24 protein-coding genes and 1 pseudogene are annotated in these 25,384 nt (G+C 72.6%); 13 read left to right on the forward strand and 12 right to left on the reverse strand.

Going from position 1 to position 25,384, the window contains the following annotated elements:
- Positions 1-11: 11 nt before the first annotated feature.
- Positions 12-461, reverse strand: a complete 450-nt coding sequence (locus ABZ714_RS17765; protein WP_358826162.1) for an RICIN domain-containing protein — start codon at positions 459-461, stop codon at positions 12-14.
- A 464-nt stretch (positions 462-925) separates the two neighbouring features.
- Here ABZ714_RS17765 and ABZ714_RS17770 point away from each other — a divergent pair, with 464 nt between their 5' ends.
- From ABZ714_RS17770 to ABZ714_RS17785, 4 genes are read left to right on the forward strand one after another with little or no spacing between them, the layout of a single operon-like run.
- Positions 926-1,807, forward strand: coding sequence for an ATP-binding cassette domain-containing protein (locus tag ABZ714_RS17770; RefSeq protein ID WP_358826163.1), 882 nt, complete (start codon positions 926-928; stop codon positions 1,805-1,807).
- Positions 1,804-2,832 (forward strand): MqnA/MqnD/SBP family protein, encoded by a 1,029-nt coding sequence (locus ABZ714_RS17775; protein ID WP_358826164.1) that lies wholly within the window; start codon positions 1,804-1,806, stop codon positions 2,830-2,832. Before ABZ714_RS17770 ends, ABZ714_RS17775 begins: the two co-directional genes overlap by 4 nt.
- Positions 2,813-3,619 (forward strand): ABC transporter permease subunit, encoded by an 807-nt coding sequence (locus ABZ714_RS17780; protein ID WP_358826165.1) that lies wholly within the window; start codon positions 2,813-2,815, stop codon positions 3,617-3,619. Before ABZ714_RS17775 ends, ABZ714_RS17780 begins: the two co-directional genes overlap by 20 nt.
- Positions 3,616-5,322, forward strand: coding sequence for an FAD-dependent monooxygenase (locus ABZ714_RS17785; RefSeq protein WP_358826166.1), 1,707 nt, complete (start codon positions 3,616-3,618; stop codon positions 5,320-5,322). The genes ABZ714_RS17780 and ABZ714_RS17785 overlap by 4 nt, the downstream gene beginning before the upstream one ends.
- 103 nt (positions 5,323-5,425) lie before the next feature.
- Here the strand turns inward: ABZ714_RS17785 and ABZ714_RS17790 are convergent, their stop codons facing one another.
- Together ABZ714_RS17790 and ABZ714_RS17795 are read right to left on the reverse strand one after the other, a co-directional pair.
- Complete coding sequence (locus ABZ714_RS17790) at positions 5,426-5,674, reverse strand: hypothetical protein (RefSeq protein ID WP_358826167.1); 249 nt, start codon at positions 5,672-5,674, stop codon at positions 5,426-5,428.
- Complete coding sequence (locus ABZ714_RS17795; protein ID WP_358826168.1) at positions 5,671-5,979, reverse strand: hypothetical protein; 309 nt, start codon at positions 5,977-5,979, stop codon at positions 5,671-5,673. The genes ABZ714_RS17790 and ABZ714_RS17795 overlap by 4 nt, the downstream gene beginning before the upstream one ends.
- Before the next feature lie 145 nt (positions 5,980-6,124).
- Between ABZ714_RS17795 and ABZ714_RS17800 the strand changes: the two genes are divergently transcribed.
- The gene (locus ABZ714_RS17800; protein ID WP_358826169.1) at positions 6,125-8,014 is read left to right on the forward strand and encodes an ABC transporter ATP-binding protein; all 1,890 of its coding nucleotides are present in this window, start codon (positions 6,125-6,127) and stop codon (positions 8,012-8,014) included.
- A gap of 97 nt (positions 8,015-8,111) precedes the next feature.
- Here the strand turns inward: ABZ714_RS17800 and ABZ714_RS17805 are convergent.
- Positions 8,112-8,580 (reverse strand): annotated as a pseudogene (locus tag ABZ714_RS17805) (hypothetical protein).
- 366 nt (positions 8,581-8,946) lie between these two features.
- On the opposite strand from ABZ714_RS17805, the gene ABZ714_RS17810 reads away from it, so the two are divergent.
- The gene (locus tag ABZ714_RS17810) at positions 8,947-9,324 is read left to right on the forward strand and encodes a hypothetical protein (protein WP_358826170.1); all 378 of its coding nucleotides are present in this window, start codon (positions 8,947-8,949) and stop codon (positions 9,322-9,324) included.
- Between the two features lie 78 nt (positions 9,325-9,402).
- Here ABZ714_RS17810 and ABZ714_RS17815 read toward each other — a convergent pair whose 3' ends face one another.
- Together ABZ714_RS17815 and ABZ714_RS17820 are read right to left on the reverse strand one after the other, a co-directional pair.
- A complete protein-coding gene (locus tag ABZ714_RS17815; protein ID WP_358826171.1) occupies positions 9,403-9,927 on the reverse strand; it encodes an RICIN domain-containing protein in 525 nt (174 codons plus the stop codon).
- 238 nt (positions 9,928-10,165) lie between these two features.
- Entirely contained in the window at positions 10,166-11,449 is a 1,284-nt protein-coding gene (locus ABZ714_RS17820; protein ID WP_358826172.1) for an adenylosuccinate synthase, read from the reverse strand.
- A gap of 164 nt (positions 11,450-11,613) precedes the next feature.
- Between ABZ714_RS17820 and ABZ714_RS17825 the strand changes: the two genes are divergently transcribed.
- The 4 genes from ABZ714_RS17825 (at position 11,614) to ABZ714_RS17840 (ending at position 16,300) form a co-directional block, all read left to right on the forward strand.
- The gene (locus ABZ714_RS17825) at positions 11,614-12,402 is read left to right on the forward strand and encodes a diacylglycerol kinase (RefSeq protein WP_358826173.1); all 789 of its coding nucleotides are present in this window, start codon (positions 11,614-11,616) and stop codon (positions 12,400-12,402) included.
- Between the two features lie 584 nt (positions 12,403-12,986).
- The gene (locus ABZ714_RS17830) at positions 12,987-14,357 is read left to right on the forward strand and encodes a sensor histidine kinase (protein WP_358826174.1); all 1,371 of its coding nucleotides are present in this window, start codon (positions 12,987-12,989) and stop codon (positions 14,355-14,357) included.
- Positions 14,354-15,022, forward strand: a complete 669-nt coding sequence (locus ABZ714_RS17835) for a response regulator transcription factor (RefSeq protein WP_358826175.1) — start codon at positions 14,354-14,356, stop codon at positions 15,020-15,022. The genes ABZ714_RS17830 and ABZ714_RS17835 overlap by 4 nt, the downstream gene beginning before the upstream one ends.
- 72 nt (positions 15,023-15,094) lie before the next feature.
- On the forward strand, positions 15,095-16,300 hold the full coding sequence (locus tag ABZ714_RS17840; protein WP_358826176.1) for a cytochrome P450: 1,206 nt from the start codon (positions 15,095-15,097) through the stop codon (positions 16,298-16,300).
- 112 nt (positions 16,301-16,412) lie between these two features.
- Here ABZ714_RS17840 and ABZ714_RS17845 read toward each other — a convergent pair whose 3' ends face one another.
- Both ABZ714_RS17845 and ABZ714_RS17850 read right to left on the reverse strand, forming a co-directional pair.
- Positions 16,413-17,057, reverse strand: a complete 645-nt coding sequence (locus ABZ714_RS17845; RefSeq protein WP_358826177.1) for a fasciclin domain-containing protein — start codon at positions 17,055-17,057, stop codon at positions 16,413-16,415.
- Positions 17,058-17,145: 88 nt separating this feature from the next.
- The gene (locus ABZ714_RS17850; protein ID WP_358826178.1) at positions 17,146-18,732 is read right to left on the reverse strand and encodes a molybdopterin-dependent oxidoreductase; all 1,587 of its coding nucleotides are present in this window, start codon (positions 18,730-18,732) and stop codon (positions 17,146-17,148) included.
- A gap of 449 nt (positions 18,733-19,181) precedes the next feature.
- Here ABZ714_RS17850 and sigK point away from each other — a divergent pair, with 449 nt between their 5' ends.
- On the forward strand, positions 19,182-19,775 hold the full coding sequence (gene sigK, locus ABZ714_RS17855; protein WP_358826179.1) for an ECF RNA polymerase sigma factor SigK: 594 nt from the start codon (positions 19,182-19,184) through the stop codon (positions 19,773-19,775).
- On the forward strand, positions 19,772-20,521 hold the full coding sequence (locus ABZ714_RS17860; protein ID WP_358826180.1) for an anti-sigma factor: 750 nt from the start codon (positions 19,772-19,774) through the stop codon (positions 20,519-20,521). Before sigK ends, ABZ714_RS17860 begins: the two co-directional genes overlap by 4 nt.
- Before the next feature lie 353 nt (positions 20,522-20,874).
- Here ABZ714_RS17860 and ABZ714_RS17865 read toward each other — a convergent pair whose 3' ends face one another.
- Together ABZ714_RS17865 and ABZ714_RS17870 are read right to left on the reverse strand one after the other, a co-directional pair.
- Positions 20,875-22,392, reverse strand: coding sequence for an ABC transporter permease (locus ABZ714_RS17865; protein ID WP_358826230.1), 1,518 nt, complete (start codon positions 22,390-22,392; stop codon positions 20,875-20,877).
- A 131-nt stretch (positions 22,393-22,523) separates the two neighbouring features.
- Positions 22,524-23,513: an ABC transporter ATP-binding protein gene (locus ABZ714_RS17870; RefSeq protein ID WP_358826181.1), complete on the reverse strand. Its 990-nt coding sequence runs from the start codon at positions 23,511-23,513 to the stop codon at positions 22,524-22,526.
- Between the two features lie 151 nt (positions 23,514-23,664).
- Here ABZ714_RS17870 and ABZ714_RS17875 point away from each other — a divergent pair, with 151 nt between their 5' ends.
- Entirely contained in the window at positions 23,665-24,198 is a 534-nt protein-coding gene (locus ABZ714_RS17875; protein ID WP_358826182.1) for a MarR family transcriptional regulator, read from the forward strand.
- Between the two features lie 30 nt (positions 24,199-24,228).
- On the opposite strand, the gene ABZ714_RS17880 is transcribed toward ABZ714_RS17875, so the two are convergent.
- Both ABZ714_RS17880 and ABZ714_RS17885 read right to left on the reverse strand, forming a co-directional pair.
- Positions 24,229-24,747, reverse strand: coding sequence for a GNAT family N-acetyltransferase (locus tag ABZ714_RS17880; protein ID WP_358826183.1), 519 nt, complete (start codon positions 24,745-24,747; stop codon positions 24,229-24,231).
- Between the two features lie 53 nt (positions 24,748-24,800).
- On the reverse strand, positions 24,801-25,268 hold the full coding sequence (locus ABZ714_RS17885) for a TIGR03618 family F420-dependent PPOX class oxidoreductase (RefSeq protein WP_358826184.1): 468 nt from the start codon (positions 25,266-25,268) through the stop codon (positions 24,801-24,803).
- Between the last annotated feature and the right edge of the window lie 116 nt (positions 25,269-25,384).

Raw genomic sequence — 25,384 nt, forward strand, 5'->3', positions numbered from 1 at the left:
TCAACCGGGGGTCACGACCGCCAGCGCTGGTAGTCGCCGCCGTTGCAGCCCAGCGTGTAGACCTTCCCTGCGCCATTGCTGTCCAGGCACCTGCCGGTGGCCACGTTCCGCCAGACGATGACGCCCGCGCCCGACTCCCGTACCGTCCAGCGCTGGTAGTTACCGCCGTTGCAGCCGAGCGTGTACGCATCACCGGCGCCGTTGCTGTCCAGGCACTTGCCGGTGGCCACGTTCTTGATCAGTCCGCCTCCGGTGCCGTTGAACTCCACCGTCCAGCGCTGGTAGGCGCCGCCGTTGCAGCCCAGCGTGTAGGCGTTCCCGGCGCCGTTGCTGTCGAGGCACTTGCCGGTGGCCACACTCGCGAACCGCACCTGCGGGGCGGCCGATGCCGGGGTGGCCGAGGTGGCCACCAGGGCGCATCCCACGCCCAGGGCCGCGAAGAGGGTGCTCCGTAACCGCATGACTGAACCTCCTGCTCGAATCCGACGAGAGATCGGATGAGAGATCGAATGAGGAAACGCATGAGTCGAGGTACCGACGCGCCGTGCGCGGCGGACCGCGTGGACCCGCCGGGGCATACCCCGACAGGCCCGGACACACCGGGGTGAATGGCGCGACGGGCCCATCGCGTCCGTCCCGGGGCATACGTCCGCCCCGTCACCGCCGTACCGTCCGTCACATCGCGGGCGGAGCCGACAGGTTGGCAGCCCGCTCCCGCTCCCGCCAAGGGGCAAATCCCGCCAGCAACCGTTGCACCCGCAACCGCCGCACCCCATCACACGCGATACCGGGGAGGTAACGGGCGCGGCGTTGATTGGAGTCGTACTCTATAGTTAGGCTCGCCTTAGCTGATCGGGGCACGAACAGGCCGCGGGCAGACGGCGGTTGGCCGACGGGTAGAGATCCGACACGTTCTGGGGGGCGGATGTCCGCAGGGGGAGTCACGTTCCGCGCCGTCGGGCACGCGTACCGCGCGCGACGGCTGTTCCACGATCTCCACCTGGATGTTCCCGCCGGGACCGTCCTCGCCGTGCTCGGCCCGTCCGGGGTCGGGAAGAGCACCCTGTTACGGCTGGCGGCCGGGCTGCACAAGCCGTCGGCGGGGGTGGTGACCGCGCCCGGCCGGGTGGGCTACGCCTTCGCCGAGCCGCGGCTGATGCCCTGGCGGACCGCCCTGGAGAATGTGGTGTTCGCCCTCGGCCGCCGCCCCTCCGACGCCGACCGCGACCATGCCCGTACCTTGCTGACCCGGCTCGGACTGGCCGATTCCGCCCCCGCTTATCCCGCCGCGCTCTCGACCGGAATGCGCCAACGCGTCGCCTTGGCACGGGCGTTGATCGTACGAGCCCCCCTGCTGATCCTCGACGAACCCGTCTCGGCGCTGGACATCACGCTCCGCGCCGAGGTGCGGCGGACCCTGCTGGAACTGGCCCGGGACGCGGGCTCCACGGTCCTGTGGTCGACCCACGACCCCCACGAGGCCGCGATCACCGCCCGGCAGGCGCTGATCATCCGGCCCGGCGGACACCGGATCCTGCCGCTGGGCCCGACCCCGGACGGCGGCCGGGACGGCGAGGCGGCGATCCGGGCCGAAGCGGAGATCGTCGCCGCCCTCACCGGCCCCGAAGACCAGGCACCGGACGCCCCCGAACCCGGCCCCGGCCCCGACGCCCAAGGCGCCCCCGCCGGCACCCGCACCCCGGGCCCCCAGGGCCCCCGGGCACACAGCACGGCGCACGACCCCGCCACCCCGGCGGCGCCCCCCTCAGGACCGCACCACACCTACAGCTCAGGAGCGCCCGAGTGATCACGCCCGTCCTCCGCACCCCCCGTTCGTCCCGCGTCCGGCTCGCGGTGACCGCCCACGTCCTGGTGGCGGCGGCCCTGTTGACCGGCTGCGGGGACTCCGGGGACGAGGGCAAGTCGTCGGGGCTGCGGATCGGTGTCGCGCCCAACGCCGTACTCGACGCCGTCACCGCCGGACTGCGGACCGACTCCGAGCTGAAGACGGAGGCGGGGAAGGTCTCCTTCAGCGCCCTGCGCTCACCGGACGAGATGCGGACCCAGCTCACCAGCGGCTCCGTCGACGTCCTCACCCTGCCCAGCAATATCGCCGCCAATCTGCACAGCCGGGGCGTCGACGTCCGGATCCTCGGTGTCCTCGACGGCCCGGTCGACGTCCTGGTGGGACCGGCCGACGCGGGCACGTCCTGGGAGTCGCTCCGCGGCAAGACCGTGCACATCGCCTTCAAGGGCGATGTGAACGACGTCCTCTTCCGCAGCCTGGCCGAGAAGAACGGGCTCAAGCCCGGCGAGGACGTCACCGTCGTCAACCATCCCGGCCTGCCGGACCTGCTGACCGCCGTCGGCGCCGGGAAGGCGGATTACGCGCTGCTCCCCGAGCACCAGGCGAGCCTGGCGTCGGCCCGCGCCAAGTCGGCGGGGAAGCCGAAGAAGCCGGTCCTCACCCTGGGCGCCGAGTGGAAGAAGAAGACCGGCCGGGAGACCCTGCCGACCTACGCCATCGGCGTCCGGGGCAAGTACGCGGACGCCAACCCCGAGGTCGTCCGTACGCTCCACCAGGCCCTCGCCCGCTCCACCCAGAACGCGGTCTCCCGCGCGGCCGACATAGCGCCCGGCGTCGCCGAACGCACCGGCGCGCCCCAGCCCCTGATCACCGGACTGCTCGGCCGCCTCGACCCGGCGTACCGCACGGCGGCCGACGTCAAGGGCGAGCTGACCGCCCTCTTCCAGGAACTCGCCGCCGCCTCGCCGGCCCTGCTGGGAGGGAAGGTGCCGGGTGCGGAACTCTATGTCACGGAAGGCTCGTGACACGGCGCTCGTCGCCGCCGGTACGGCGGTTCTGCTCGGGCTCTGGCAGCTGTGGGCCGCCCGGCAGCCCGCCGTCCTCGTCCCCTCCCCCGCCGAGACCGCCGACGCGCTGGGGCGGCTCGCCGCCGACGGGGTGCTCTACGAAGAGGTGGTACGGAGTCTCGGCCGCGCCCTCACCGGCTCCGTACTGGCCCTGCTGATCGGTGTCGCCTGGGGACTGATCGGCGGTGGCAGCAGTCTCGCGGAGGGGCTCGGCAGACCGCTGCGGGCGCTGCTGCTGGGGATCCCGCCGATCGTGCCCGTCGTCATGGGCATGGTCTGGTGGGGCAGCGGCGGCGAGGTGCCCGTCTTCGTGGCCACCCTGGTCTCGGTGCCGGTCGTCGCGGTCGCGATAGCCGAGGCGGTGCGCGCCCTCGACCCCGAACTACGGGAGATGGCCACCGCCTTCCGCGTACCGCTCGTCCACCGGCTGCGCCATCTGGTGCTCCCGGCCCTGACGGCGCCCCTGCTCGCCTCGGTCGCGCTGGTGACCACCACATCGCTGCGCACCGTGATCATGGCCGAACTGCTCGCCGCCCCGGACGGGGTCGGCGCCCGGATCGCCACCGCCCGTACCAACCTCGCCACCGACGAGGTATTCGCCTGGGCCGCCGTCGCGGTGGCCGTCGCCCTGCTCGCCGAGCATCTGCTGATCGGCCCGCTGCGCCGCCGGGCCCGCCGGTGGCGGGGCGATCCCGCCGCGGGCGGCCCCGCGGGCGAACCCGTACTCGAAAGGACCATCCCGTGACCACGGCCTCCGCAGCCTCCCGGGGAACCGCCCCGCACGCCGCTTCGGACCCGGTGCCCGTCAGCGACGACGTACCCGTACTCGTCGTCGGCGCCGGGCCCGCCGGGCTGACCCTCGCCCTCCTCCTCGACCGGCTCGGCGTCCCCCATCTGCTGATCGAGCGGCGGACCGCGCCGTCGGTCCTGCCGCGCTCCCGGGCCGTCAACGCCCGCAGTATGGAGGTCTTCCGGACCCTCGGCGTCGCCGACGAGATCGCCGGTACCGCCCTCGCCCAGGAGCGGGCGGGGCTGCGGTTCGCCTTCACGACCACCCTCGCGGCGCTGAACACCCCGGACACCCTGCTCGCGCAGAGCCTGGTCGCCGGGCGGCGCGCCTCGTTCAGCCCGACGTCGACGGTGATGTGCCCGCAGGACGTGGTGGAGTCCGTACTGCGGCGGCGGCTCGACACCACCCGGATCCGCTACGGCACGACCCTGACCGGGGTCGAGACCGCCGACGACCGGGTCACGGCGACCGTGACCGGCCCCGACGGCACACCCCGCCGGATCCGCTGCCGCCAGCTGGTCGGCTGCGACGGGGCGCACAGCGCCGTCCGCCGCTCCATCGGTACGGAGCTGCTCGGCGGCGGGCCCGTCACCGAGAACCACCAGGTCCTCTTCGAGGCGGCGCTCGGCCCCCTGCTCGGGGAGCTGCGGGCCACCATCACCTTCCTCGAATCCGACGGGGTGCGCGGCTATCTCCAGCCGACGTCGGTCCCCGACCGGTGGACGTTCAACCGGATCCTGGAGGACCCGGCGGACACGGCCGCCCCGGCGGACCCGGCGGATCTGGTCCGTACGGTCGCGGGCGATCCGGCGCTGGCGGTGAAGGTGCTGGAGGAGTCGCACTGGACCAGCCGGAGCCAGGTCGCCGAACGCCTCTCGTCCGGCCGGGTCCATCTCGCCGGTGACGCGGCCCATCTGGTGACGCCGTTCAGCGGCTCCGGACTCAATCTGGGCGTCCAGGACGTCCACAACCTGGCGTGGAAGCTGGCGGCCGTCGTCCACGGCTGGGCGGGCCGGGAACTCCTCGACAGCTACGACCCCGAGCGCCGCCCGGTCGCCGAGTGGACGGCCCGCGAGGACCGGGCCAACAACGCGGACGCCATCGCCACCGGCAACTGGGACCGCTGGCGGGAGGAGTTGCCGAAGCGGCGGGTCAAGGACGGCATCATCCTGGGCTTCCACTACACCGAGGGGGCGCTGGTCCCCGAGGCCGACCCGGAGCCGGAGCCCGGGGAGACGGCCGCCGACCCGTATACCGACTACCGGCCCACGGCCCGGCCGGGACACCGCGCGCCGCATCTGCCGCTCGGCGCGGACGGCGGTTCCGTACTCGATCTGTTCGGGCCCGGGTTCACCCTGCTCGCCGCCGGGGGCGCGGGTGCCGAGTGGACGGCCGCCGCCGGGCGTGCGGCGGACCGGCTCGGGGTGCCGCTGTCGGCGCGTGTCCTCGGGGCGCTGCCCGGGGAGATCGCCGGTGACTGGACGGAGGCGTACGGGATCACCGGCTCGGGCGCGGTCCTGGTCCGTCCCGACGGCCATGTCGCCTGGCGGAGTCCGGCACTCGTCCCGGACCCGGCGGGCCTGCTGGAGGGCGTACTGCGGACGGTGCTGCGCAGGCCGGAAGAGCCCGCGGAGGCGGCCCGGGCGGCGGAGGCGTAGCGGTCCCGTCGTCTCGTACGAGACCGGCCCCCGGGTTCGAATGGCCCCGGCCCGGGGGTCTCTCACTCCACTTCCCGCGCGCGGCCGGGCCCAGGGCGCGGATTCAGGGCGCGGGGACGACCCGGAGCACGGTCACCGTCACGACCCCCGGGCTGACCTCGTAGCGGACCACCGCGATCCGGCCGATCGAGGCGTCCCGGCGGTCCCGGTTGCCGCGTACCCCGCACGATCCGACGCCGTACGGATCGCGGGAGAGCGCCGCCACCCCGGTGTCGAACTCCTTCCGCCGTATCCGGCCGAGGGCGGCCCGGCCCGCGCCCGCCTCGTCGGTATAGGCGATCCGGTACGTCACGGGGCGCCCCGGTACTCGTCGTCGCCCAGGTCGTCGGTGTACGTCACCCCGGAGAAGTCGCCCGCGATCAGCCGGGCGGTCAGCTCCTCCTCGGCCGCGTCCTGCTCGGTCGGGATCAGCATCGCCCAGCGCATCAGCGCCATTTGCAGCCCGTCGGCCGGTATCGACTCGATCTCGTCGGTGAACCGGGCGCGTTCGGTCTCGGGCAGGGCGTCCCGTACGCCCGAGATGGTGGCCGGTACGGCGACCGGTCCCCCCGTCATATACATCGTCAGCGATCCGGGATCGCCGCCCGGGTTCCTCATCGGTGCCTCCGTCCGTATGCGCCGCGCGGGCCGAACGGGACGAGCGTAGGGCGCCGCTGCCCGGGCCGGGACCCGAACGCCGATCTGCGGGTGATCCGCCCTCGCAGTTGACCTCAAGATTGGTTGAGGTTCTACGGTTCCCGTTATGAGTATGGAGACCACGGCCTGGACGCAGGCATACCGAGCCATGCACGCCGAGCAGGACCGGCGTCCGTTCAACCGGGCGAGCCTGCGCCGGATCGCCGGCTTCGCCCGCCCGCACCGGGGCCGGATCATCCGGTTCCTCGGACTGAGCGTCCTCACGGCGCTGCTCGCCGTCGCGACCCCGGTACTCGCCGGACGGGTCGTGGACACCATCGTCGGCGGCGGCGACCCGGGGACCGTGATCCGGCTGGCGCTGCTGATCGCCGTGATCGCCGTCGCCGAGGCCGGACTCGGCGTGGTCGAGCGGCTGCTCTCGTCCCGGCTGGGCGAGGGCCTGATCCTCGATCTGCGGACGGCCGTCTTCGACCACGTACAGAAAATGCCCGTCGCCTTCTTCACCAGGACCCGGACGGGCGCCCTGGTCAGCCGGCTCAACAACGACGTCATCGGCGCGCAGCGGGCCTTCAGCAGCACGCTCTCCGGGGTCGCGGGCGATATCGTCACCCTCCTCTTCACCCTGATCGTGATGCTCACCCTGTCGTGGCAGATCACCCTGCTCGCGCTGGTACTGCTGCCGGTGTTCGTCCTGCCCGCCCGGCGGATGGGCACCAGGATGGCGGCCCTCCAGCGGGAGGGGGCCCGGCTCGACGCCGAGATGGGCACCCGGATGACGGAACGGTTCTCGGCGCCGGGCGCGACCCTGGTCAAGCTGTTCGGCCGGCCCGGCCAGGAGTCCCGCGAGTTCGCCCAACGGGCCGAGCGGGTCCGGGACATCGGGGTACGGACCGCGATGGCGCAGACCGTCTTCATCACCGCCCTCACCCTGGTGTCGGCCCTCGCGCTGGCCCTGGTCTACGGCCTCGGCGGCTGGTACGCGCTGCGCGGCAGCATGGAACCCGGTGCCGTCGTCGCCCTCGCCCTGCTGCTGACCCGGCTCTACGCACCGCTGACCGCACTCGCCGGGGCGCGGGTGGAGGTGATGGGCGCGCTGGTCAGCTTCGAGCGGGTCTTCGAAGTGCTCGATCTGAAGCCGCTGATCGAGGACCGCGAGGACGCCCGGGAGACCCGGGAGGGGGCGCTGTCCGTGGAGTTCGAGGACGTCCGGTTCGGCTACCCGTCGGCGGACAAGATCTCCCTCGCGTCCCTGGAGGAGGTCGCGGCGCTCGACACCCGGGGCGGCGAGGAAGTCCTCAAGGGCGTCTCGTTCCGCGCCGAACCCGGCCAGACCATCGCCCTGGTCGGCACGTCGGGCGCGGGCAAGTCGACCATCGCGGCCCTGCTGCCCAGGCTCTACGACGTCGACGCGGGCACCGTACGGATCGGCGGTACCGACGTCCGCGAACTGTCCGCCGAGTCCCTGCGCGCCACGGTCGGCATGGTCACCCAGGACGGCCATCTCTTCCACGAGTCCGTACGCGCCAATCTGCTGCTGGCCCGCCCGGACGCGTCGGAGGACGACCTGTGGTCGGCCCTGGCGAGGGCCCGGCTCGCCCCGCTGGTCCGGGCCCTGCCGGACGGCCTCGACACGGTCGTCGGCGAACGGGGCTACCGGCTCTCCGGCGGCGAGCGCCAGCGGATGACGATCGCCCGGCTGCTCCTGGCCAACCAGCGCGTCGTCGTCCTCGACGAGGCGACGGCCCATCTCGACAACACCTCGGAGGCGGCGGTCCAGGCCGCCCTGACGGAGGCGCTGGCGGACCGTACGGCCCTGGTCATCGCCCACCGCCTGTCCACGGTCCGCGCCGCCGACCTGATCCTGGTGGTCGAGTCGGGCCGGGTGGTGGAACAGGGCACCCACGACGAACTCCTGTCGGCGGACGGCCGGTACGCGGAGCTGTACCGCACCCAGTTCGCCGAGCCGGCGACGGGGGCGCCCGCGGTCGTGGCGTAACACAGGGGCGGGGAGGCGGTACGGGCCCGGGGCTTATACCCCGGGCCCGTCGGCGCGGGCGGGCGGTGCGGATACCGCGGGCGCCGCGGTCCGGCTGTCACCCCATGGCGGTACGGGCCGCGTCGAGGAAGGCCAGACGGTTGGCCTCCAGGCAGTCACGGAGGCTCTCGCCGTCGGGCGGCCCCTCCCATACGGTCCGGTTGAGATCGAGGAAGTAGGTGTGGGCGGCATCGTGCACGGGCAGCGGGAACTGAATCCGGATCAGCCGGTCCGCGACCCAGAGCCGGTTCATGACGTCCTGGGTCCTGAGGTGCCAGGGGTGGGTCTCGTCGAACTCGGGAGGGCGGGCTGAACGCCGAGCGCTCCGCGTCCGCCGCTACCTCGATGAACCGCTCCAGCAGCGCCGGCCGTTCCGCCCGCCGGGTCTCCGAGACGGCGAGGAGCTGGCGGCCCTGTTCGGCGCGTTCGGCCGAGAGTTGGGTCCGGTGCTGGACGAGATAGGACAGTAAGCCGCCGAGGACGACGCCGCCCAACGATATGAACGACACCCAGATCTGACCTGTCATGGCGATCAACGTCCCATGCGACCGGGGCCGGGGGCCGGGCTCCGCACCGGACGCCGCACGCTCGGGCCCGTCGGCCCGTCGGCCCGCCCGGGCTTTCACATACGGGCGGGCCGGCCGACAGAAGGGCGGCCGAAAAGCATCGGAAGCGGGACGACGAGCCGTACCGCCGGGTAGGGCGCGTCCGGACGGCGGACCGGGCGGCGGAAGGCGGGCAGGCATCGGCATGATGGGGACATGACGACAATCTCTCCGGGCGCGCGAAACCCCGCGAGCGGGGGCGGCGTCGTATTCCCGTACCGACGCCAGGTTCACCGCCCGCACCGCCACAGGTCCATCGTGTCCGAACCCACCCCCTAGGCATGGAGAATGAGCGCCTGCGACCCCGTCCCCCAATCGTCTTCGTACCGCAGCCCGCTATGGATCGCGTTCGGCTGGTCCGTCGTCGCACTGAGCCTCGCCTACGCGTCCTCCGCGCTTCTGCTGCTGCCCGAATCCAACGACTGCCGCTACGCCTCGTCGTCCGGTGATCTGACCGCCACCGGATTCGACGTCTTTCCGCCCGACCAGTGGTGCGAGTACGACGACACCGAGATGGTGTCGTCCGCCCCGGCCTGGTCGACCCCGGTGCTGTGGACCGCCATGGCGAGCACCCTGCTCTTCGGGATCTGCGCGACGCTGGACAAACACCTGTTCCGGCGCCGGGGCGGGCGGTGGCCGGACCCCGGCCGCCGCCGACGCCCGTAAGACGATCGGGGTTGACACCCGACCAGGGTGTCAACCCACGATGACGCGTCAACCGGCCCGGCGGACCTGCCGGACCCGTCAGACCTGCTCCCAGACCGGCAGCCAGACGTCGTTGGCCGCGCCGTTCGCCGTACAGGTGTACTGGATCAGCTGACGGCCCTGGCCGACCCCGCCCGCCACATTGAGGCACTTGCCGCTGGAGCGGGCCACGATCTGATAGCCGCGCCCCTTGGCGACGAACCGCCACTGCTCGTTGTCGGCGGTGCCGCAGGTCCACTGGATGATCCGGGCGCCGTTCTCGTCCCCGCCGCCCTCGACGTTGAGGCAGAGCCCGCTGTGCGCCGACCTGAAGCGGTGGTAGCCCCAGTCCGCGGGCTCCGGCTCCCACCGCTCGTTGGCCGCGCCCGACCAGGGCCACTGGATGACCTCGGCGCCGTTGGCGGTCGACGCGCCCTTGACGTTGACGACCTGCCCCGGATCACTCGACAGCCGCAGGGTGACCTGCTGGACCGTGGTCGCGGCGGCGGCCCCCTCGGCGAGCGGCACGGGCGCGCCGGCGGTCGCCGTACCCGACATTCCCAGCGCCAGCGCGACGGCCGACACGACGGTCGCGGCTCGCGCACCCCTCGTTCGCAGACCTCTCGGACCAAAACGCATACGGGCCCACATCCCTTCACTCACGAACTCACGGTGTGCTACCGATCGACACCATGAGTAGCCGCGAATGGGGACGAATATGCGAGGGTTCCCACCTGAGAGCTAATAGACCGATGAGCATACGAAGGCGCCCGGCGCGGGAATCCGTGGATTCCCGTACCGGGCGCCGCTCCGTACGCGTCCTTTAGAGGAAGGAGTTGATCTCGATCGTCTCGGTCCGGCCCGGACCCACACCGATCGCCGAGATCGGCGCGCCCGACATCTCCTCCAGCGCCTTCACGTACGCCTGCGCGTTCTTCGGCAGGTCGTCGAAGGTCTTCGCCTTGGTGATGTCCTCCGACCAGCCCGGCAGCATCTCGTAGACCGGCTTGGCGTGGTGGAAGTCGGTCTGCGAGTACGGCAGCTCCTCGACCCGCTTGCCGTCGATCTCGTACGCCACGCAGACCGGGATCTGCTCCCAGCCGGTGAGGACGTCCAGCTTCGTCAGGAAGAAGTCCGTCAGACCGTTGACCCGGGTCGCGTACCGGGCGATCACCGCGTCGAACCAGCCGCAGCGGCGGTCACGGCCGGTGGTCACGCCCCGCTCGCCGCCGATCCGGCGCAGCGCCTCGCCGTCCTCGTCGAACAGCTCCGTCGGGAACGGGCCGGCGCCGACGCGGGTCGTGTACGCCTTGAGGATGCCGATGACCCGGGTGATCTTGGTGGGGCCGACGCCCGCGCCCGTGCAGGCGCCGCCCGCGGTCGGGTTCGACGAGGTGACGAAGGGGTACGTCCCGTGGTCCACGTCGAGCAGGGTGCCCTGGCCGCCCTCGAAGAGGACGACCTTGCCCTCGTCGATGGCGTCGTTGAGGATCAGGGTCGTGTCGGCGACGTACGGGCGGAGCTGGTCCGCGTACTGGAGCAGCTCGTCGACGATCCGGCCGGTCTCGATCGCCCGGCGGTTGAAGACCTTGGCGAGGAGCTGGTTCTTCTGCTCCAGCGCCGCCTCGACCTTCTGGGTGAGGATCGACTCGTCGTACAGGTCCTGGACCCGGACGCCGACGCGGTTGATCTTGTCGGCGTAGGTGGGGCCGATGCCCCGGCCCGTCGTACCGATCTTCCGCTTTCCGAGGAACCGTTCCGTCACCTTGTCCAGCGTGACGTTGTACGGCGTGATCAGATGGGCGTTTCCGCTGATCAGCAACTTGGAAGTGTCGACACCACGGTCATTGAGCCCGCTCAGCTCGGAGAGCAGGACGGCCGGGTCGACCACCACACCGTTGCCGATCACCGGGGTACAGCCCGGTGACAGGATTCCGGAGGGGAGGAGGTGCAGCGCGTACTTCTGGTCGCCGACGACGACCGTGTGACCGGCGTTGTTGCCGCCCTGGTAACGCACCACGTAGTCGACGGACCCGCCGAGCAGGTCGGTGGCCTTCCCCTTGCCCTCGTCACCCCACTGAGCACCGAGCAGCACAAGTGCGGGCACAGGCGTACACCCCTTCCGGGCGGGGCATGTCCAAGGTCAGGGGGATCAGTGTGTCCCGTGTTTTTCCTGGATCCCTCGGACCGGTTGCCCCGGAATAGACGAAGCCCCTGGCGCAATCGCGCAAGGGGCTCTTGCACAAAGATGCTACCCGAGGAAGGACCGAGGTGTCGGATCACGACCGGCTGCTGGTGGTCATCGACCCGGTCGCCCGCCGTCAGGACGGGGAATCGGCGCGGATCGCGAAGGACGTCCTGTGCGGTGGATCCCGGGCCAAGATCTGCCTGCCGGAGAGCCCGGAGGAGTTCGCCAGGGCCCTGGCGCGGCGCGGCTCCCGGCGTCCGGTGATCATCGGCGACGACCGGGCGCTGCTGCGGGCGGTCGCCCTGCTGCACCGGGACCGCTGGCTGGGTGACGGCGCGCTCTCCCTGGTACCGGTCGGGGCCGCCGTCCGGCTCGCGCACTCCCTCGGCGTCCCCGCCGGGCCCGTCGCGGCGGCCCGCGCGGCACTGGACGGGGTGGTACGCCGGCTCGACCTCCTGGTCGACGAGAGCGACGGCGTCGTCGTCGGCGACCTCGCCATCCCCGTCACCCCCGGCACCCGCCCCGGCCCGCTGCGGGGCGCCTGGCGGACCCTCCTCGGCAGACGGCCCCGGGTCGCCCCGGTGGGCGTGGCCGGACCGGGCCTGCGGCTCCGGGTCGAGGCGGACGGCGCGCTGCTCTGCGACCTCGACCAGGAAGTGGCCGACGTCACGGTCCGTACGGCCCACGGCCGCGCCGAGATCACCGTCCGCCACACGGGCGCCGGCCCGGTCGCGCCGGTCACGGTGAAGGCGCAGACGGTCACGGTCTCCGGCCCGGACTTCCGCTACCGGGCGGACGCGGTCATCACGGGCCCGGTCCGCACCCGCACCTGGTCGGTCCGCGCGGGCGCCTGGGGCCTGACGCTCCCGTAGCCCCGGGGGCCTCGCCCTCCGGGGGCCTCACCGGTCCGGGGCCCGGGCCCTTGTGCCGTCCAGGGCCCTCACCGGCCCGGACACCGTGTGCCACGGAAGCGTTGTCGGCGGCCTGCGGCCCGCCTGCGGCTGATCGCGCAGTTCCGCCCCCTATGCCTTCGGCAATGGGGAACCCCAGCGCCTCGGCCCTCCGGGTGAGGGCCCACGCCACCCGCCCAGCCGGGCAGGTGTTGTCGGGCGACCGCAGGCCGTCTGTGGCTGTTCGCGCAGTTCCCCGCGCCCCTGAATGCTCTCCCCGGCACCGTCCCTGAAGAGGGCCTCGCCCTTGGTGATGAGGGGCCGCCTCCTCCCAAGAGCGACGAGAAGGGCAACCCAGGGGTGCGGGGAACTGCGCGACCAGCCCACCACCGGGGTGCAGACCGCGAACAACATCAGGCCGCCGGGCGCGACCCGGAAACCAGGGGACGGGGCCCGAGGCTGGCGCGCACCTCCGGAGGGGGAGGCGGGTCGTCCTTGAGGCGGACCGCGACGGATCCGCATCCTTGGTGACGACGGCACCCCGCCCGCCCCGTACCTTCGAAGGCGTGACAGAGACGACCCGCAGCCCCGAATACCACCTGGCCGCCGGGGTCCTCCAGGGCCTACGGGAGGACCTCCTCCACAACGCCTTCGCCTATCGGCCGCTGCCGCCGATGCGGACGGACGGACCGCTGATCCGGCTGCTGCCGGACCGGATGCGCCATTACGCCCGGTGGACCCCGCACGCCTTTCTGCTGGCCGTCGCGGGTCTGGTCGCCCTCAGTGGGGCGACTTTCATGGGTGTCACTTCGGACATGGTCGCGCTGAGCCTCTGGCCGGCGGGGCTGATCGCGCTCGTGGTCATCCGGCCCGTCGGCGCGTTCTGGCTCTCCCTGGCGTCGCCGGTCTGGGCGCCGCTGCTCGCGAACTACTACAACTCCTGGCACTGGAGTCCGGGCACTTTCGCCGCGCATCTGCTGGTGACGTTTGTGATCGCCCTGTGGGCCCGGCCCAGGACCGCGGTCTGGATGTGGATTCTCACGGCGCTCAGCACCGGGGCGGCGGAGATCGTGCTCGGCGGCTACTACAACGACAACATGGCGCACATGCTCGTCGTGCTGGCGATGACGCTGCTGCTCGCGGTGGCGATCAATGTCCGCAGGACCGCCGACCGGGAGGTCCGCGCCGAACGGACCGTGACCGCCGTGGAGCGGGACAAGCGGACCCTGCTGGAGGAGCGCACCACGATCGCCCGTGAGCTGCACGACGTCGTCGCGCACCATATGTCCGTCGTCGCGATCCAGGCGGAGGCCGCGCCCTACCGGGTGGAGAACCCGCCGGAGGAGTTGGAGAAGGCCTTCGCCACGATCCGCGAGAACGCCGTCGCCGCCCTGACCGAGCTGCGCCGCATCCTCGGGGTCGTCCGCGCGGAGGACTACGAGGCCCCCGACGCCCCGCAGCCCGTACTCGCCGATCTGGGCCGGCTGCTGGAGAACGTCCGGGAGACGGGTCTGGACGCGGAGAAGGTGGTCACCGGTTCGGTCCGGCCGCTGCCGCAGGGCGTGGAGCTGTCGGCGTACCGGATCGTGCAGGAGGCGCTGAGCAACGCGCTGCGGCACGCGCCGGGCGCGACGGCCCGGGTGGAGGTGTCGTACGTACTCGGCGGCCTCGGCCTGCGGGTGGTCAACACCCCGCCGGAGGGTCCGGTCAAGCCGTCGCCGGGCGCCGGGCACGGGATCACCGGCATGCGGGAGCGGGTCGCGATGCTCGGAGGCGAGCTGACGGCGGGCCCGACGGCCGACGGCGGCTACGAGGTGGCCGCGTTCGTCCCGGTCGCCCCGGCCGAGCCGGTGGCCCCCCGGGACGAGGCGCCCACGGCACCCGTCATGCTGAAGAAGTCCCCCGCGCCCGCCACCACCGAGGAGCCCTCGCCGTGACCGCTTCGACCATCAGGGTCCTGATCTGCGACGACCAGATGATGGTCCGGGAGGGTTTCTCCGTCCTGCTGAACGCGATGCCGGACATCGAGGTCATCGGCGAGGCCGTCAACGGCCGGGAGGCGGTCGAGCGGGTGGCCGAGCTGGCGCCGGACGTGGTCCTGATGGACATCCGGATGCCGGAGCTGAACGGCATCGACGCCACCCGCGAGATCATCGCCTCGCGGACCGAGTCCAAGGTGCTGGTACTGACCACCTTCGATCTCGACGAGTACGTGTACCAGGCGCTGCGCGCCGGGGCGTCCGGCTTCCTCCTGAAGGACGCCTCGGCCCGGCAGCTCGCGGACGGCGTCCGGGTCGTCGCGGCGGGCGAGGCGCTGCTGGCGCCGACCGTGACCCGCCGCCTGATCAACGAGTTCTCCCGGCTCACCCAGGCCCCGAAGGTGGGGGCGGTGGCCCAGGTCGGGGATCTCACCGAGCGGGAGACGGAGGTCCTGGTACTGATCGCCCAGGGGCTGTCGAACGCGGAGATCGCCGAACATCTGGTGGTCGCCGAGTCCACCATCAAGACCCATGTCAGCCGGGTCCTGGTGAAGCTGGGGCTGCGGGACCGGACCCAGGCGGCGGTGTTCGCCTACGAGGCCCGGCTCGTCACACCCTCGTAGCTTTTCCGATTCTCGGTATCCGGGCCGGTGGGACCCTGGTCAGCGACCCCTCCCGGCGGTTAGCGTCCGGATATGCACGCACTTTTCGAGCCATGGTCACCCGCTTTCGTCGCCGATCCGTACCCCGCCTACGAGCGGCTGCGGGCCGACGGGCGGGTGCACTGGTTCGAGCCGACCGGGCAGTGGCTGGTCCCCCACTACGCGGATGTGTCGGCGCTGCTGCGGGACCGGCGCCTGGGCCGTACGTACCTCCACCGCTTCACCCACGAGGAGTTCGGCCGGACCCCGCCCCCGGCGGCCCACGAACCGTTCCACACCCTCAACGACCACGGGATCCTCGACCTGGAGGCCCCCGACCACACCCGGATCCGGCGGCTGATCACCAAGGCGTTCACCCCCCGTACGGTGGCCGCGCTGGAGCCGACCGTACGACGGCTGGCCGCCGAACTCGTCGCCGGACTGAAGCAGGCGGGCGGCGGCGACCTCCTCGCCGACGTCGCCGAACCCCTCCCGGTCGCCGTGATCGCGGAAATGCTGGGCGTCCCGGAGAGCGACCGGCCCCTGCTGCGGCCCTGGTCCGCCGATATCTGCGGCATGTTCGAACTGAACCCGTCGGAGGAGACCGCGCGGAAGGCCGTCACCGCGTCCGTCGAGTTCTCCGCCTACCTGCGGGGCCTGATCGCCGAACGGCGCACCGATCCGGGCGACGACCTGATCTCGGCGCTGATCGCCGCGTACGACGAGGGCGACCGGCTCAGCGAACAGGAAATGATCTCCACCTGCGTACTGCTGCTGAACGCGGGCCACGAGGCGACCGTCAACACCACCGCCAACGGGTGGTGGACCCTCTTCCGCCACCCCGGACAGCTGGCCGCCCTGCGCGCCGACCACTCGCTGCTGCCGACGGCGGTCGAGGAGCTGATGCGGTACGACACCCCGCTCCAGATGTTCGAACGCTGGGTCCTCGACGACATCGAGATCGGCGGCACGGTCGTCCCGAGAGGCGCGGAACTCGCCCTCCTCTTCGGCTCGGCCAACCGCGACCCGGCCCGCTTCCCCGCCCCGGACACCCTCGACCTCGCCCGTACGGAGAACCCGCACATCACCTTCGGCGCCGGAATCCACTTCTGCCTGGGCGCGCCGCTGGCCCGCCTCGAACTGGCGGCCTCCTTCGGCGAACTCCTCCGCGAGACGCCGACGCTGCGGCTCGCCGGTACCCCGGAGTGGAAACCGGGCTACGTCATCCGCGGCGTCCACGCCCTCCCGGTGGAGCTGTAGCCCCGGGGAGCGCCCGAACGACCCGGGCCCGCGCCCGGCGCACTGACGCTGTCGGCGGCCTGCGGACCGCGGACAGGATCAGGCCGCCGGGCGCGACCGGGAGGGCCGGGGGCTACTGGGGCATGAGGACGGTGTCGACGATGTAGACATGGGCGTTGGCGGTCCGGACATTGCCGCAGACGACCTGGGAGGTGTCGTTGACGGTGTACTCCTGGCCGGAACCCTTGGTGGCGATCATGCCCTTCTGGAGGGTTTCGAAGGAGCCGGCCTTCAGCTGCTGGGGGGTGAGCTTCTGCCCGACGACGTGGTAGGTGAGGATCTTGGTGAGGGCCGCCTTGTCGGCGAGGACCTTGTCGAGGTCGGCCTTCGGGATCTTCGCGAAGGCGTCGTTGGTCGGCGCGAAGACGGTGATGTCCTGGGCGTTGTTGAGGGTGTCGACGAGTCCGGCCTTCTTGACGGCGGCGACCAGGGTGGACAGGGCCGGGTTGTTCGAGGCAGCGGTGGCCACCGGGTCCTTCGCCATGCCGTCGAAGGAGCCCGCGCCTTCCTTCGGCACACCCGCGCAGGCGGATCCGAACGGCTTTCCGCCGGTCATCGGCTCTTCGGTGGGGGCGACCGAATCCGCCGGCGCGTCCGCGGTGGGGGCGGCCTTGGTGTCGTCGCCGCCGGAGTCGGAGCACGCGGCCAGGGAGAAGGGCAGCACGGCCGCTGCGGCTACGGCGATCGCGGTACGGCGGATCTTCATCGTGTTCGTCATCGATTGCTCCTTGAGGTGCTGTTTCTGCTGGATTGCCGGTATCGCTGGTCGTGCTGCCCGGGTGCGGCCGGTCTGCCGCCCGGGTGGTCTAGGTGACGGTGACGAAGACGCTGTGCCGACCGGTGGCCCCGTCGGGGACGGTGCGGGCACGTTGTTCGGTCTGCACCTGGCCGGTGCCGTCGGTGGCACGGACGGTGATGTCGTGGCCGCCGGGGGTGGCGTTCCAGCGGTAGGACCACTGGCGCCAGGTATCGATACCGGCCTGGGCGGCGAGATCGGCGTCCCGCCACGGCCCGTCGTCGATCCGGACTTGGACGCGGGTGATGCCGCGGCGCTGGGCCCAGGCGACGCCCGCGACCGTGACGGGGCCGGCGGCGGGGCGGGCGAAGGGTTTGGGGGTGTCGATCCGGGACTGGGTCTTGACCGGCGCCCTGCGGGCCCACTTGCGCTTGACCCAGTAGGGGTCGTAGGCGTCGAAGGTGGTGAGTTCGATGTCGGTGATCCACTTGCAGGCCGAGACGTATCCGTAGAGGCCGGGGACGAGCATGCGGACGGGGAAGCCGTGGTCGAAGGGGAGCGGTTCGCCGTTCATTCCGACGGCGAGCATGGCGTCACGGCCGTCCATGACGTCCTCCACCGGGGAGCCCAGCGTCATGCCGTCCACCGAGCGGGCCACCAGCTGGTCGGCCCCGCCTCCCTGGGAGGGGGGCTTCACCCCGGCGTCCCGGAGGAGGGCGGCGAGGGGCACGCCGAGCCAGCGGGCGTTGCCGGCGTAGGGGCCGCCGACCTCGTTCGAGACACAGGTGAGGGTGATGTCGCGCTCGATCAGCGGACGGGCCAGGAGCTGGCGGAGGGTATAGGTGCGCGGCCGGGTGACCCCCGTGCCGTGGATCCTCAGCCGCCAGGTGTCGGCGTCGACCCTGGGCACGGTCAAGGCGGTGTCGACGCGGTAGAAGTCGGAGTTGGGGGTGGTGAAGCCGGTGATACCGGGGACCTTCAGCCGCACACCGGCCGGCACGGCGGGGGCGGGGGAGGCGGGCCGGGGCAGGACCAGGCTGTCGCGGGAGGCGGCGGCGGCCCGGCCGTGCCGGTGGGTGAAGAAGCGGCCCAGCGCACCGGCCGAGGCCGCCGCGGCGGCGATCACCCCGGCCTCGGTGAGGAAGCGCCGCCGACTCCGCCCCCGGGCGCCGTCCTCGTCGTTCGCGCCGGCCCCGGCGGAGACGGCTCCGGACGCCAGCACGTACAGGACGGCGGCTCCCGCGAGGGCTCCGGCCGCCGAGGGCAGCGCGTCCCCGGCACCGGTGGAGTCGGGCCGGCTGAGAGCGGCCGCCGTTCCGACGACCCCGAACAGCAGTACGCCCACGGCTCCCGCCCGCCGGTACGACAGGGCGAGGACGCCCAGGGCGACGGCGAAGAGGGCGAGAATCGCGAGAATGCCCAGCCGCAGGACCATCTTGTCGTTCTCGCCGAACGTACGGATCGCGAAGTCCTTCACCGCGGCGGGAGTACGGTCGATCACCGCACCGCCCACGACCGTCACCGGCCCGGCCGCGGGCCGCACCAGCCCGGCCGCCAACTCGGCCACGGCCAGAGCCGTGAAGGCAGACAGAAGCCCGGCCGACGCGCCGACCGCGGCCCGGACGAGTTTCCCGCTGAAGCTGCTCACACCCGGCATTCGGCGGCCCCCGCCCGGCGGATTGGTCCGACCCCCGGAAGAGTGAGAACGACCGCCCCTTGTTGTCGCACCCGGCGCCGGGTCAGGGCCGTCGGCCGAGCAGACCACCGGGCCGACAAGCGCGGCGGCCGGCTTCGCGTACAGGGGCGGCGATACCGAAGAGGCATACGTACGAGATGTCCCCGGCCCGCACGCGCCCGCCGGACCGGACTCTCTCCCGCGACGGCACGGGTGCCGGACACATCTCCCATCCGCGGGCCCATCGGCTACGAAGCACAGGTGAGGCCCCCGGAGACTCAACGAAACGAACCGAACCGGGCCGCGGGCCGGGGCACGGTCCGGCCCCGTACGAGCGACGACACAAGGAGCGGCATGCGATGGACGTCCCGCCCCCCGACGGCCACCCCGGGCCGTCCCCTCGCCTTCTCGCCACAGTCGGGGCGGCACAGGTGAATCAACCGATCCCCCTCGGCTCCGGCCGTTTCGCGGATACCGGCCCCGACGACATCACCGAGGTCATGCGGCAGGTCGCCCAGGGCGACAAGCAGGCGTTCGCCACCCTCTACGACGCCCTCGCACCCCTGGTCTTCGGCATCGTGCTCAAAGTCGTGCGCGACCGGGCCCAGTCGGAGGAGGTGGCCCAGGAAGTCATGATCGACCTCTGGCGCCAGGCCGCCCGCTACCGGCCCGACGCCGGTTCCGTCCGGACCTGGGCGGCGACCATCGCCCACCGCCGCGCCGTCGACCGGGTGCGGTCCGCCCAGGCCGCGGCCGACCGCGAGCACGCCCGGGCCGCCCGTGAACACACCACCGCCTTCGACGAGGTGGCCGAGCAGGTCGAGACCCGGCTGGAGTCGGAACAGGTACGCCGCTGTCTGCGCGGACTGACCGAAATCCAGCGCCAGGCCGTGACCCTCGCCTACTACCGGGGCCTGACCTACCGTGAAGTCGCCGAAGCCCTGCGCACGCCTCTTCCCACCATCAAGACACGCATGCGCGACGGGCTCATCCGGCTCCGCGACTGCATGGGGGTGACCACATGAAACACCACGCCACCGACGTCCACACCCTGGCGGCCGCCCACGCCCTCGGCGCTCTCGACGACACCGAGCGCAAGGACTTCGAGGCCCACCTCCGAAGGTGTGAGGCATGCCGGCGGGAAGCGGCCGGGTTCGAAGCCACCACGGCACGCCTCGCCGCGGCCGTCGCCCAGGCCCCTCCCGCCGCGGCCAAGGCGCGGGTCATGGCCGCCGTCGACGGCGTACGCCAGCTTCCCCCCCGTATCCCCACCCCGCGCGGCACACCCGTCCTCGGCGGCATCCTGCGGCGCCGGGCGGTACCGCTGGCGCTGGCCGCCTGCGCGGCCGCGGTCGCGCTGGGCGCGGTCGCGGTGTGGCAGACGCAGAACGGACGGGACCTCGAACAGCGGGCCCGGCAGGCGCGGCAGCAGCTCGACGCCGTCAGCGCCGTGCTGGCGGCCCCGGACGCGCTTACCGTCCACGGCAAGGCCGCCAACGGGGCCCACACCACCGTGGTCTCCTCCGAGCGGCAGAACAAGGCCGTCTTCACCGCCGCGAACCTGCCCGCACCGGCCGCCGGGAAGACCTACCAGCTCTGGCTCGCCCACGACGGCACCATGCGCCCGGCCGGTCTGATCGACCACGACGGCACCGTGATCCTCACCGGAGACCCCGCCGACGCGGGCGCCGTCGGACTCACCCTCGAACCCGCCGGAGGATCCCCCCGGCCCACCACCGACCCGCTCCTCCTGATGAAACTGCCCGCCTGACCGGCCACGGCCCACCGGTGGCGGATCGCGCAGTTCCGCCCCGCCCCCCTGTGCCTTCGGCAATGGGGGACCCCCAGCGCCTTGGCCCTCCGGGTGAGGCCCCACTGCCCGGGTCTCACCCGACAACCGCGCGCTGTCGGCGGCCTGCGGACCGCCCGCGGCCGGTCGCGCAGTTCCCCGCGCCCCTGACCATCTCCCCCTTCCCCGCCCTCGTAAAGAGGACGGGCCCGTCTGGGGGCGCGGGGACTGCGCGACCAGCCAGCCACCGGGCAGCAGGTGGATCACCGACCTCAAGTGGCACCGTTCCCCTCCCCGGGACGGGCCCCGGCACCAGGAACCCCACGGGGGACGGGCTAGCCCGTCAGGATGTCGCGGCGCCGGAGCGCCACCACCCCCGCCGTCACCAGGGCCGCCGCCACCCCCGTCAGGATGACGACCGGCGGCCAGTTCATCGCCTCCCCCGGCATCTTCGGCAGATGGTTGAACGGCGACAGGTCCAGCACCCCCGCCGGGAGGTCGAGCGCCGGGCCGAGCCAGCCGATGGCGAGGGCGGTACCGACGACGGCCCAGGCGGCGGGCGCGTAGCGGGGCAGCAGCCCGTGGACGAGGACCGCGAGCCCGGCCAGCAGCCAGACCGCCGGGAGGAGGACGAGCGCCGCCCCGAGCACGGCGCCCGTGTCCTCGCCGTGGCCGATGGCGAGGCCGAGGCCCGCGGCGGTGACGACGACGGCCGCGCCGCCGAGGGCGATGGTCAGATGGCTCGCGGCCCAGGCGGTGCGGCTGACGGCGGTGGCGAGCAGGGGTTCGGCGCGCTGTCCGGCTTCCTCGCCGTGGAGCCGGAGTACGGATCCGACGGCGTAGACCGCCGCGAGCATGCCGAAGAGTCCGGCGATGGCCGCGAGGAACGCTTCCGTCATCCCGGTCTGGCCGCCCATGCGTTCGAAGATCTCGCGGGTGGACTCGTTCTCGCCGACCAGGTCGGCCGCGCCGTCGGCCATACCGCCGAAGAGGATCCCGGCGGCCAGGAATCCGGCGGTCCAGCCGTACAGGGCGCCCCGCTGGAGCCGCCAGGCGAGCGCGGCGGGGGTGCCGAGACGTCCTTCGGCGGGTCCGGGCCGGGTGGGCAGGAAGCTCATGCCGACGTCACGGCGGCCCGCGAGACCGAAGGCGAGGGCGATCTGGCCGAGTACGGCGGCGGCGAAGAGCAGCAGGATCCACCACCGTTCCCCGGCGTAGGGCCGCAGATGTCCGGCCCAGCCGAGGGGGGAGAGCCAGGTCAGTACGGCGTCGCCGTGCGCGTCGCCCGCGTCGCCCGCCGCGCGGAGCCCGAAGGCGAGGCCGAGTACGGCGCCGGTCAGGCCGCGAGCGAGCCGGGCGCTCTCGGTGAACTGGGCGACGATCGCGGCCACTCCGGCGAAGAGGAGGCCGAATCCGGCGATCCCGAGGCCGAGGGCGATCCCGCCCGCCGGGTCGCCGGTGGCCCCGGCGAGTCCGGCGGCGACGAACGCGGCAATGGAGGCGTTGGCGACGAACGCGGTCAGCAGCGCGGCGGTCAGTCCCGCCCGGCGGCCGACGATCCCGGAGGCGATCATCTCCTGGCGGCCGGTCTCCTCTTCCTCGCGGGTGTGCCGGACGACGATCAGCAGGCTCATCACGGCGGCGAGTACGGCGGTGGAGACCCCGAAGCGCCAGGCGACGAGGGCGCCGACGGAGTCGCCGAAGACGGTTCCGTAGAGGGCGCGGAGGGAGCCGTTGGTGCTCATGGAGTCGGCGAACTCGGCTCGCTCGGCCTGGGTGTCGTACAGCCCCTCGATCGTTCCGGCGCCGCTGACGACGATCACGGAGAGGACGAGTACCCAGACCGGGAGCATGATCCGGTCCTGGCGGAGGGCGAGCCGGAAGAGGGTGCCGGTCCCGGCGTAGGGCCGTTGACGGCCCGCGCCGACCGGGCGGCGGCCGGAAGCGGGGCCCGGCGCCGGGGTGGGGACGGCGGAGACGGTACTCATCGCCCGCCCCCGTCAGCGGAACCGGCCGAACCGGCGACTCCGGCGGAACCGGCACCGACCGCCGCGCCCGCCGCCCCCGCCGAACCGGAGGCGCCGTCGCCGTCCGCCGCGTAGTGCCGCAGGAACAGCTCCTCCAGCGTCGGCGGCGTACTCGTCAGCGACCGTACGCCGGATTCGGTGAGCGCCCGCAGGACCGCGTCCAGCTTGTCCGTCTCGACCTGGAGCCGGACCCGTTGGCCCCGGACGTCGAGGTCGTGGACACCCGGCAGCCGGCTGAGCCCTTCGGGCGGCGGCGCGGCGAGTTCGGCGGTGACACTGGTACGGGTGAGGTGCCGGAGGTCGGCGAGTGAACCGGTCTCCACCGTCCGGCCACGCCGGATGATCGACACCCGGTCGCAGAGGGTCTCCACCTCGGACAGGATGTGCGAGGACAGCAGCACGGTCCGGCCCCGGTCGCGCTCCCGGAGCACACATTCCTGGAAGACCTCCTCCATCAGCGGGTCGAGCCCGGACGTGGGTTCGTCGAGAACGAGTACGTCGACGTCGGAGGCGAACGCGGCGACCAGGGCGACCTTCTGCCGGTTCCCCTTGGAGTAGGTGCGCCCCTTCTTGGTGGGGTCCAGCTCGAACCGCTCGATCAGCTCGGCCCGCCGGGCCCGGTCGAGTCCGCCGCGCAGCCGCCCGTACAGATCGATGACCTCGCCGCCGGAGAGATTCCGCCAGAGGGTGACGTCCCCGGGTACGTACGCGAGTCTGCGGTGCAGTTCGACGGCGTCGCGCCAGGGGTCGCGGCCCAGCAGCCGGGCCGTTCCGGCGTCGGCGCGGAGCAGCCCGAGCAGTACCCGGATGGTGGTCGACTTGCCGGAGCCGTTGGGTCCGAGGAAGCCGTGCACCTCCCCCGTCCCGACGGTGAGATCGAGTCCGTCGAGGGCGTGCGTACGGCCGAAGGACTTGTGGAGTCCGGAGACGGTGATGGCCTTCGTCATGGTTTCGAAAGTACGCTTCCTTCAGAAATTTGTGAAGTTAAGGAAGTGTATAAAATCGAAAGTCCGGAGCCGGTAGCGGCGACGGAACGTGACAATCTGGACGCACCCGCGCCACGCGGAGTGCGGGACGCGGGATCGTGAGGACCGGGGCATGACGACCGAGCAGCGGCGGCGGCCGGAGAAGCGGGACGAGGCGGCGGTCTCCGCCTTCGTCGAACGGTTCGCCGCGCAGCTGGTGGAGGCCGGGATGGCCCGGATGTCGGCCCGGGTCTTCGCGGCGATCCTCTCCTCGGACGAGGGCCAGCTGACCTCGGCCGAGCTGGGCGAGCGGCTGAAGGTCAGCCCGGCGGCGGTTTCGAGCGCGGTCCGCTATCTCGCCGGGGTCAACATGCTGTCGCGGGAGCGCGAGCCGGGCTCGCGACGGGAGCGCTACCGGGTCCACTCCGACCAGTGGTACGAGGCGCTGACCAGCCGCGAGCAGATCATCCGCCGCTGGGAGGAGACCCTGCGGCACGGCATCGAATCCCTCGGCCCGGACAGCCCGGCCGGGGCGCGGATGGCGGAGACGCTCGGCTTCTTCGAGTTCATCGAGAGAGAGCTGCCGCAGCTGATGGCGCGCTGGCGGGAACACCGCGACCAGGTCTACGGCCCCGGCGCCGGGGCGGGGCCCGCCCCGCAGGGCTGACGTACCGCGTGAAAGAGGCCCCCGGGCGGATCAGGCGGCGTACGAGAGCAGTGTCACCGTCCGCCCCGAGGCCCAGCGCTGGCCGGTGGCCGCGAGCCGCCGCCAGCCGAGGCGTTCGTAGAGCGCGGCGGCGGCCCGGTCGGACTCCACCACGTCGAGCACCGGATGGAGCCCGAGACGCGCGGCGTGCTCGGCGGCCCCGGCCAGCAGCCGCTCCCCCAGATTCCGGCCCCTGGCGCCGGGGGCGACGAACAACCGGCTGACGACGGCCGTCCCGGACGACGGCGTACCGCTGTGGCGGGACCACAGCCCGGGGGCCAGGTCACCGTCGCCGGGCGCGCACAGGGCGATATGCGCGACGACACCGGAACCGGCCCGTCCGGCGCCGTCCACGGCGACCCAGGCACCGAGCAGGGAGCCGGGCGAGAGCCAGCGGCCGGGGTCGGCGGGCCAGTCCACGGGATAGCCGTCGCCGGTGTGCACCGCGGCGAGTACGGCGGCACAGGCCGGGAGATCGTCGTCGGTACGGAGGCGGATCGTCGTCGTCACCTCCAAATCCCATCACGCCGGACCGCACCGGGTCACCCGAGAAGATCAGCAGGTCAGGAGATGTCGAGCGCTGTGCCGTAGAGCCGGCTCACCCGCAGCCGGATGACGACCCGGCTCTCCGCCACCTGCTGCTCCAGAAACGCCGCCTCGTCCGCCGGGGTCGCGGGCCGGGCCGCCGCCGGGATCATCGACAGCAGTTCCCGGCCGACCTCGTCACCGGCCACGACCGTCGGCGCGGTGACCTCCGCCTCCCCTTCGGCGACCGCGAACGACCAGATGTCGGGCCCCTGCACATGGACCGAGGCGAGCGGGTTGCGGCGGACGTGCCCGGCCTTGGCGCGGCCCGCGAGCGTGGAGAAACGTACCGTCCGGGACTCCGGATCCCAGTGGTACAGAATCGTCGTCAGATGCGGATGCCCGTCGCGCTTCAGGGTCGCGAGCGTGCCGAACCTGCCTGCCGACAGCAGCTTCGACAGCTCGTCGTCGGACAGGGCACGGGGGGCGGCGGGTCCTTGAGCCATGGCCCGAGTATCGGGGGCGGTACGGAATTCGGCCAGCGCGACGGCCGATCACGCCCCATCACCGGGAAATCGGGGCGCACTCCGCTTCTCCTCACGGGGCGTTCGGGCCGGGCGGC

Origin of the sequence: Streptomyces sp. NPDC006798, from assembly GCF_040635975.1 — a bacterium.
Lineage (GTDB): Bacteria > Actinomycetota > Actinomycetes > Streptomycetales > Streptomycetaceae > Streptomyces.

Coding starts and splice junctions, on each gene's coding strand:
- ABZ714_RS17765 (WP_358826162.1), bottom strand. CDS start 461: ATGCGGTTACGGAGCACCCTCTTCGCGGCCCTGGGCGTGGGATGCGCC.
- ABZ714_RS17770 (WP_358826163.1), top strand. CDS start 926: ATGTCCGCAGGGGGAGTCACGTTCCGCGCCGTCGGGCACGCGTACCGC.
- ABZ714_RS17780 (WP_358826165.1), top strand. CDS start 2,813: ATGTCACGGAAGGCTCGTGACACGGCGCTCGTCGCCGCCGGTACGGCG.
- ABZ714_RS17795 (WP_358826168.1), bottom strand. CDS start 5,979: ATGAGGAACCCGGGCGGCGATCCCGGATCGCTGACGATGTATATGACG.
- ABZ714_RS17800 (WP_358826169.1), top strand. CDS start 6,125: ATGAGTATGGAGACCACGGCCTGGACGCAGGCATACCGAGCCATGCAC.
- ABZ714_RS17810 (WP_358826170.1), top strand. CDS start 8,947: ATGAGCGCCTGCGACCCCGTCCCCCAATCGTCTTCGTACCGCAGCCCG.
- ABZ714_RS17840 (WP_358826176.1), top strand. CDS start 15,095: ATGCACGCACTTTTCGAGCCATGGTCACCCGCTTTCGTCGCCGATCCG.
- ABZ714_RS17845 (WP_358826177.1), bottom strand. CDS start 17,057: ATGACGAACACGATGAAGATCCGCCGTACCGCGATCGCCGTAGCCGCA.
- ABZ714_RS17850 (WP_358826178.1), bottom strand. CDS start 18,732: ATGCCGGGTGTGAGCAGCTTCAGCGGGAAACTCGTCCGGGCCGCGGTC.
- ABZ714_RS17860 (WP_358826180.1), top strand. CDS start 19,772: ATGAAACACCACGCCACCGACGTCCACACCCTGGCGGCCGCCCACGCC.
- ABZ714_RS17865 (WP_358826230.1), bottom strand. CDS start 22,392: ATGCTCCCGGTCTGGGTACTCGTCCTCTCCGTGATCGTCGTCAGCGGC.
- ABZ714_RS17870 (WP_358826181.1), bottom strand. CDS start 23,513: ATGACGAAGGCCATCACCGTCTCCGGACTCCACAAGTCCTTCGGCCGT.
- ABZ714_RS17875 (WP_358826182.1), top strand. CDS start 23,665: ATGACGACCGAGCAGCGGCGGCGGCCGGAGAAGCGGGACGAGGCGGCG.
- ABZ714_RS17885 (WP_358826184.1), bottom strand. CDS start 25,268: ATGGCTCAAGGACCCGCCGCCCCCCGTGCCCTGTCCGACGACGAGCTG.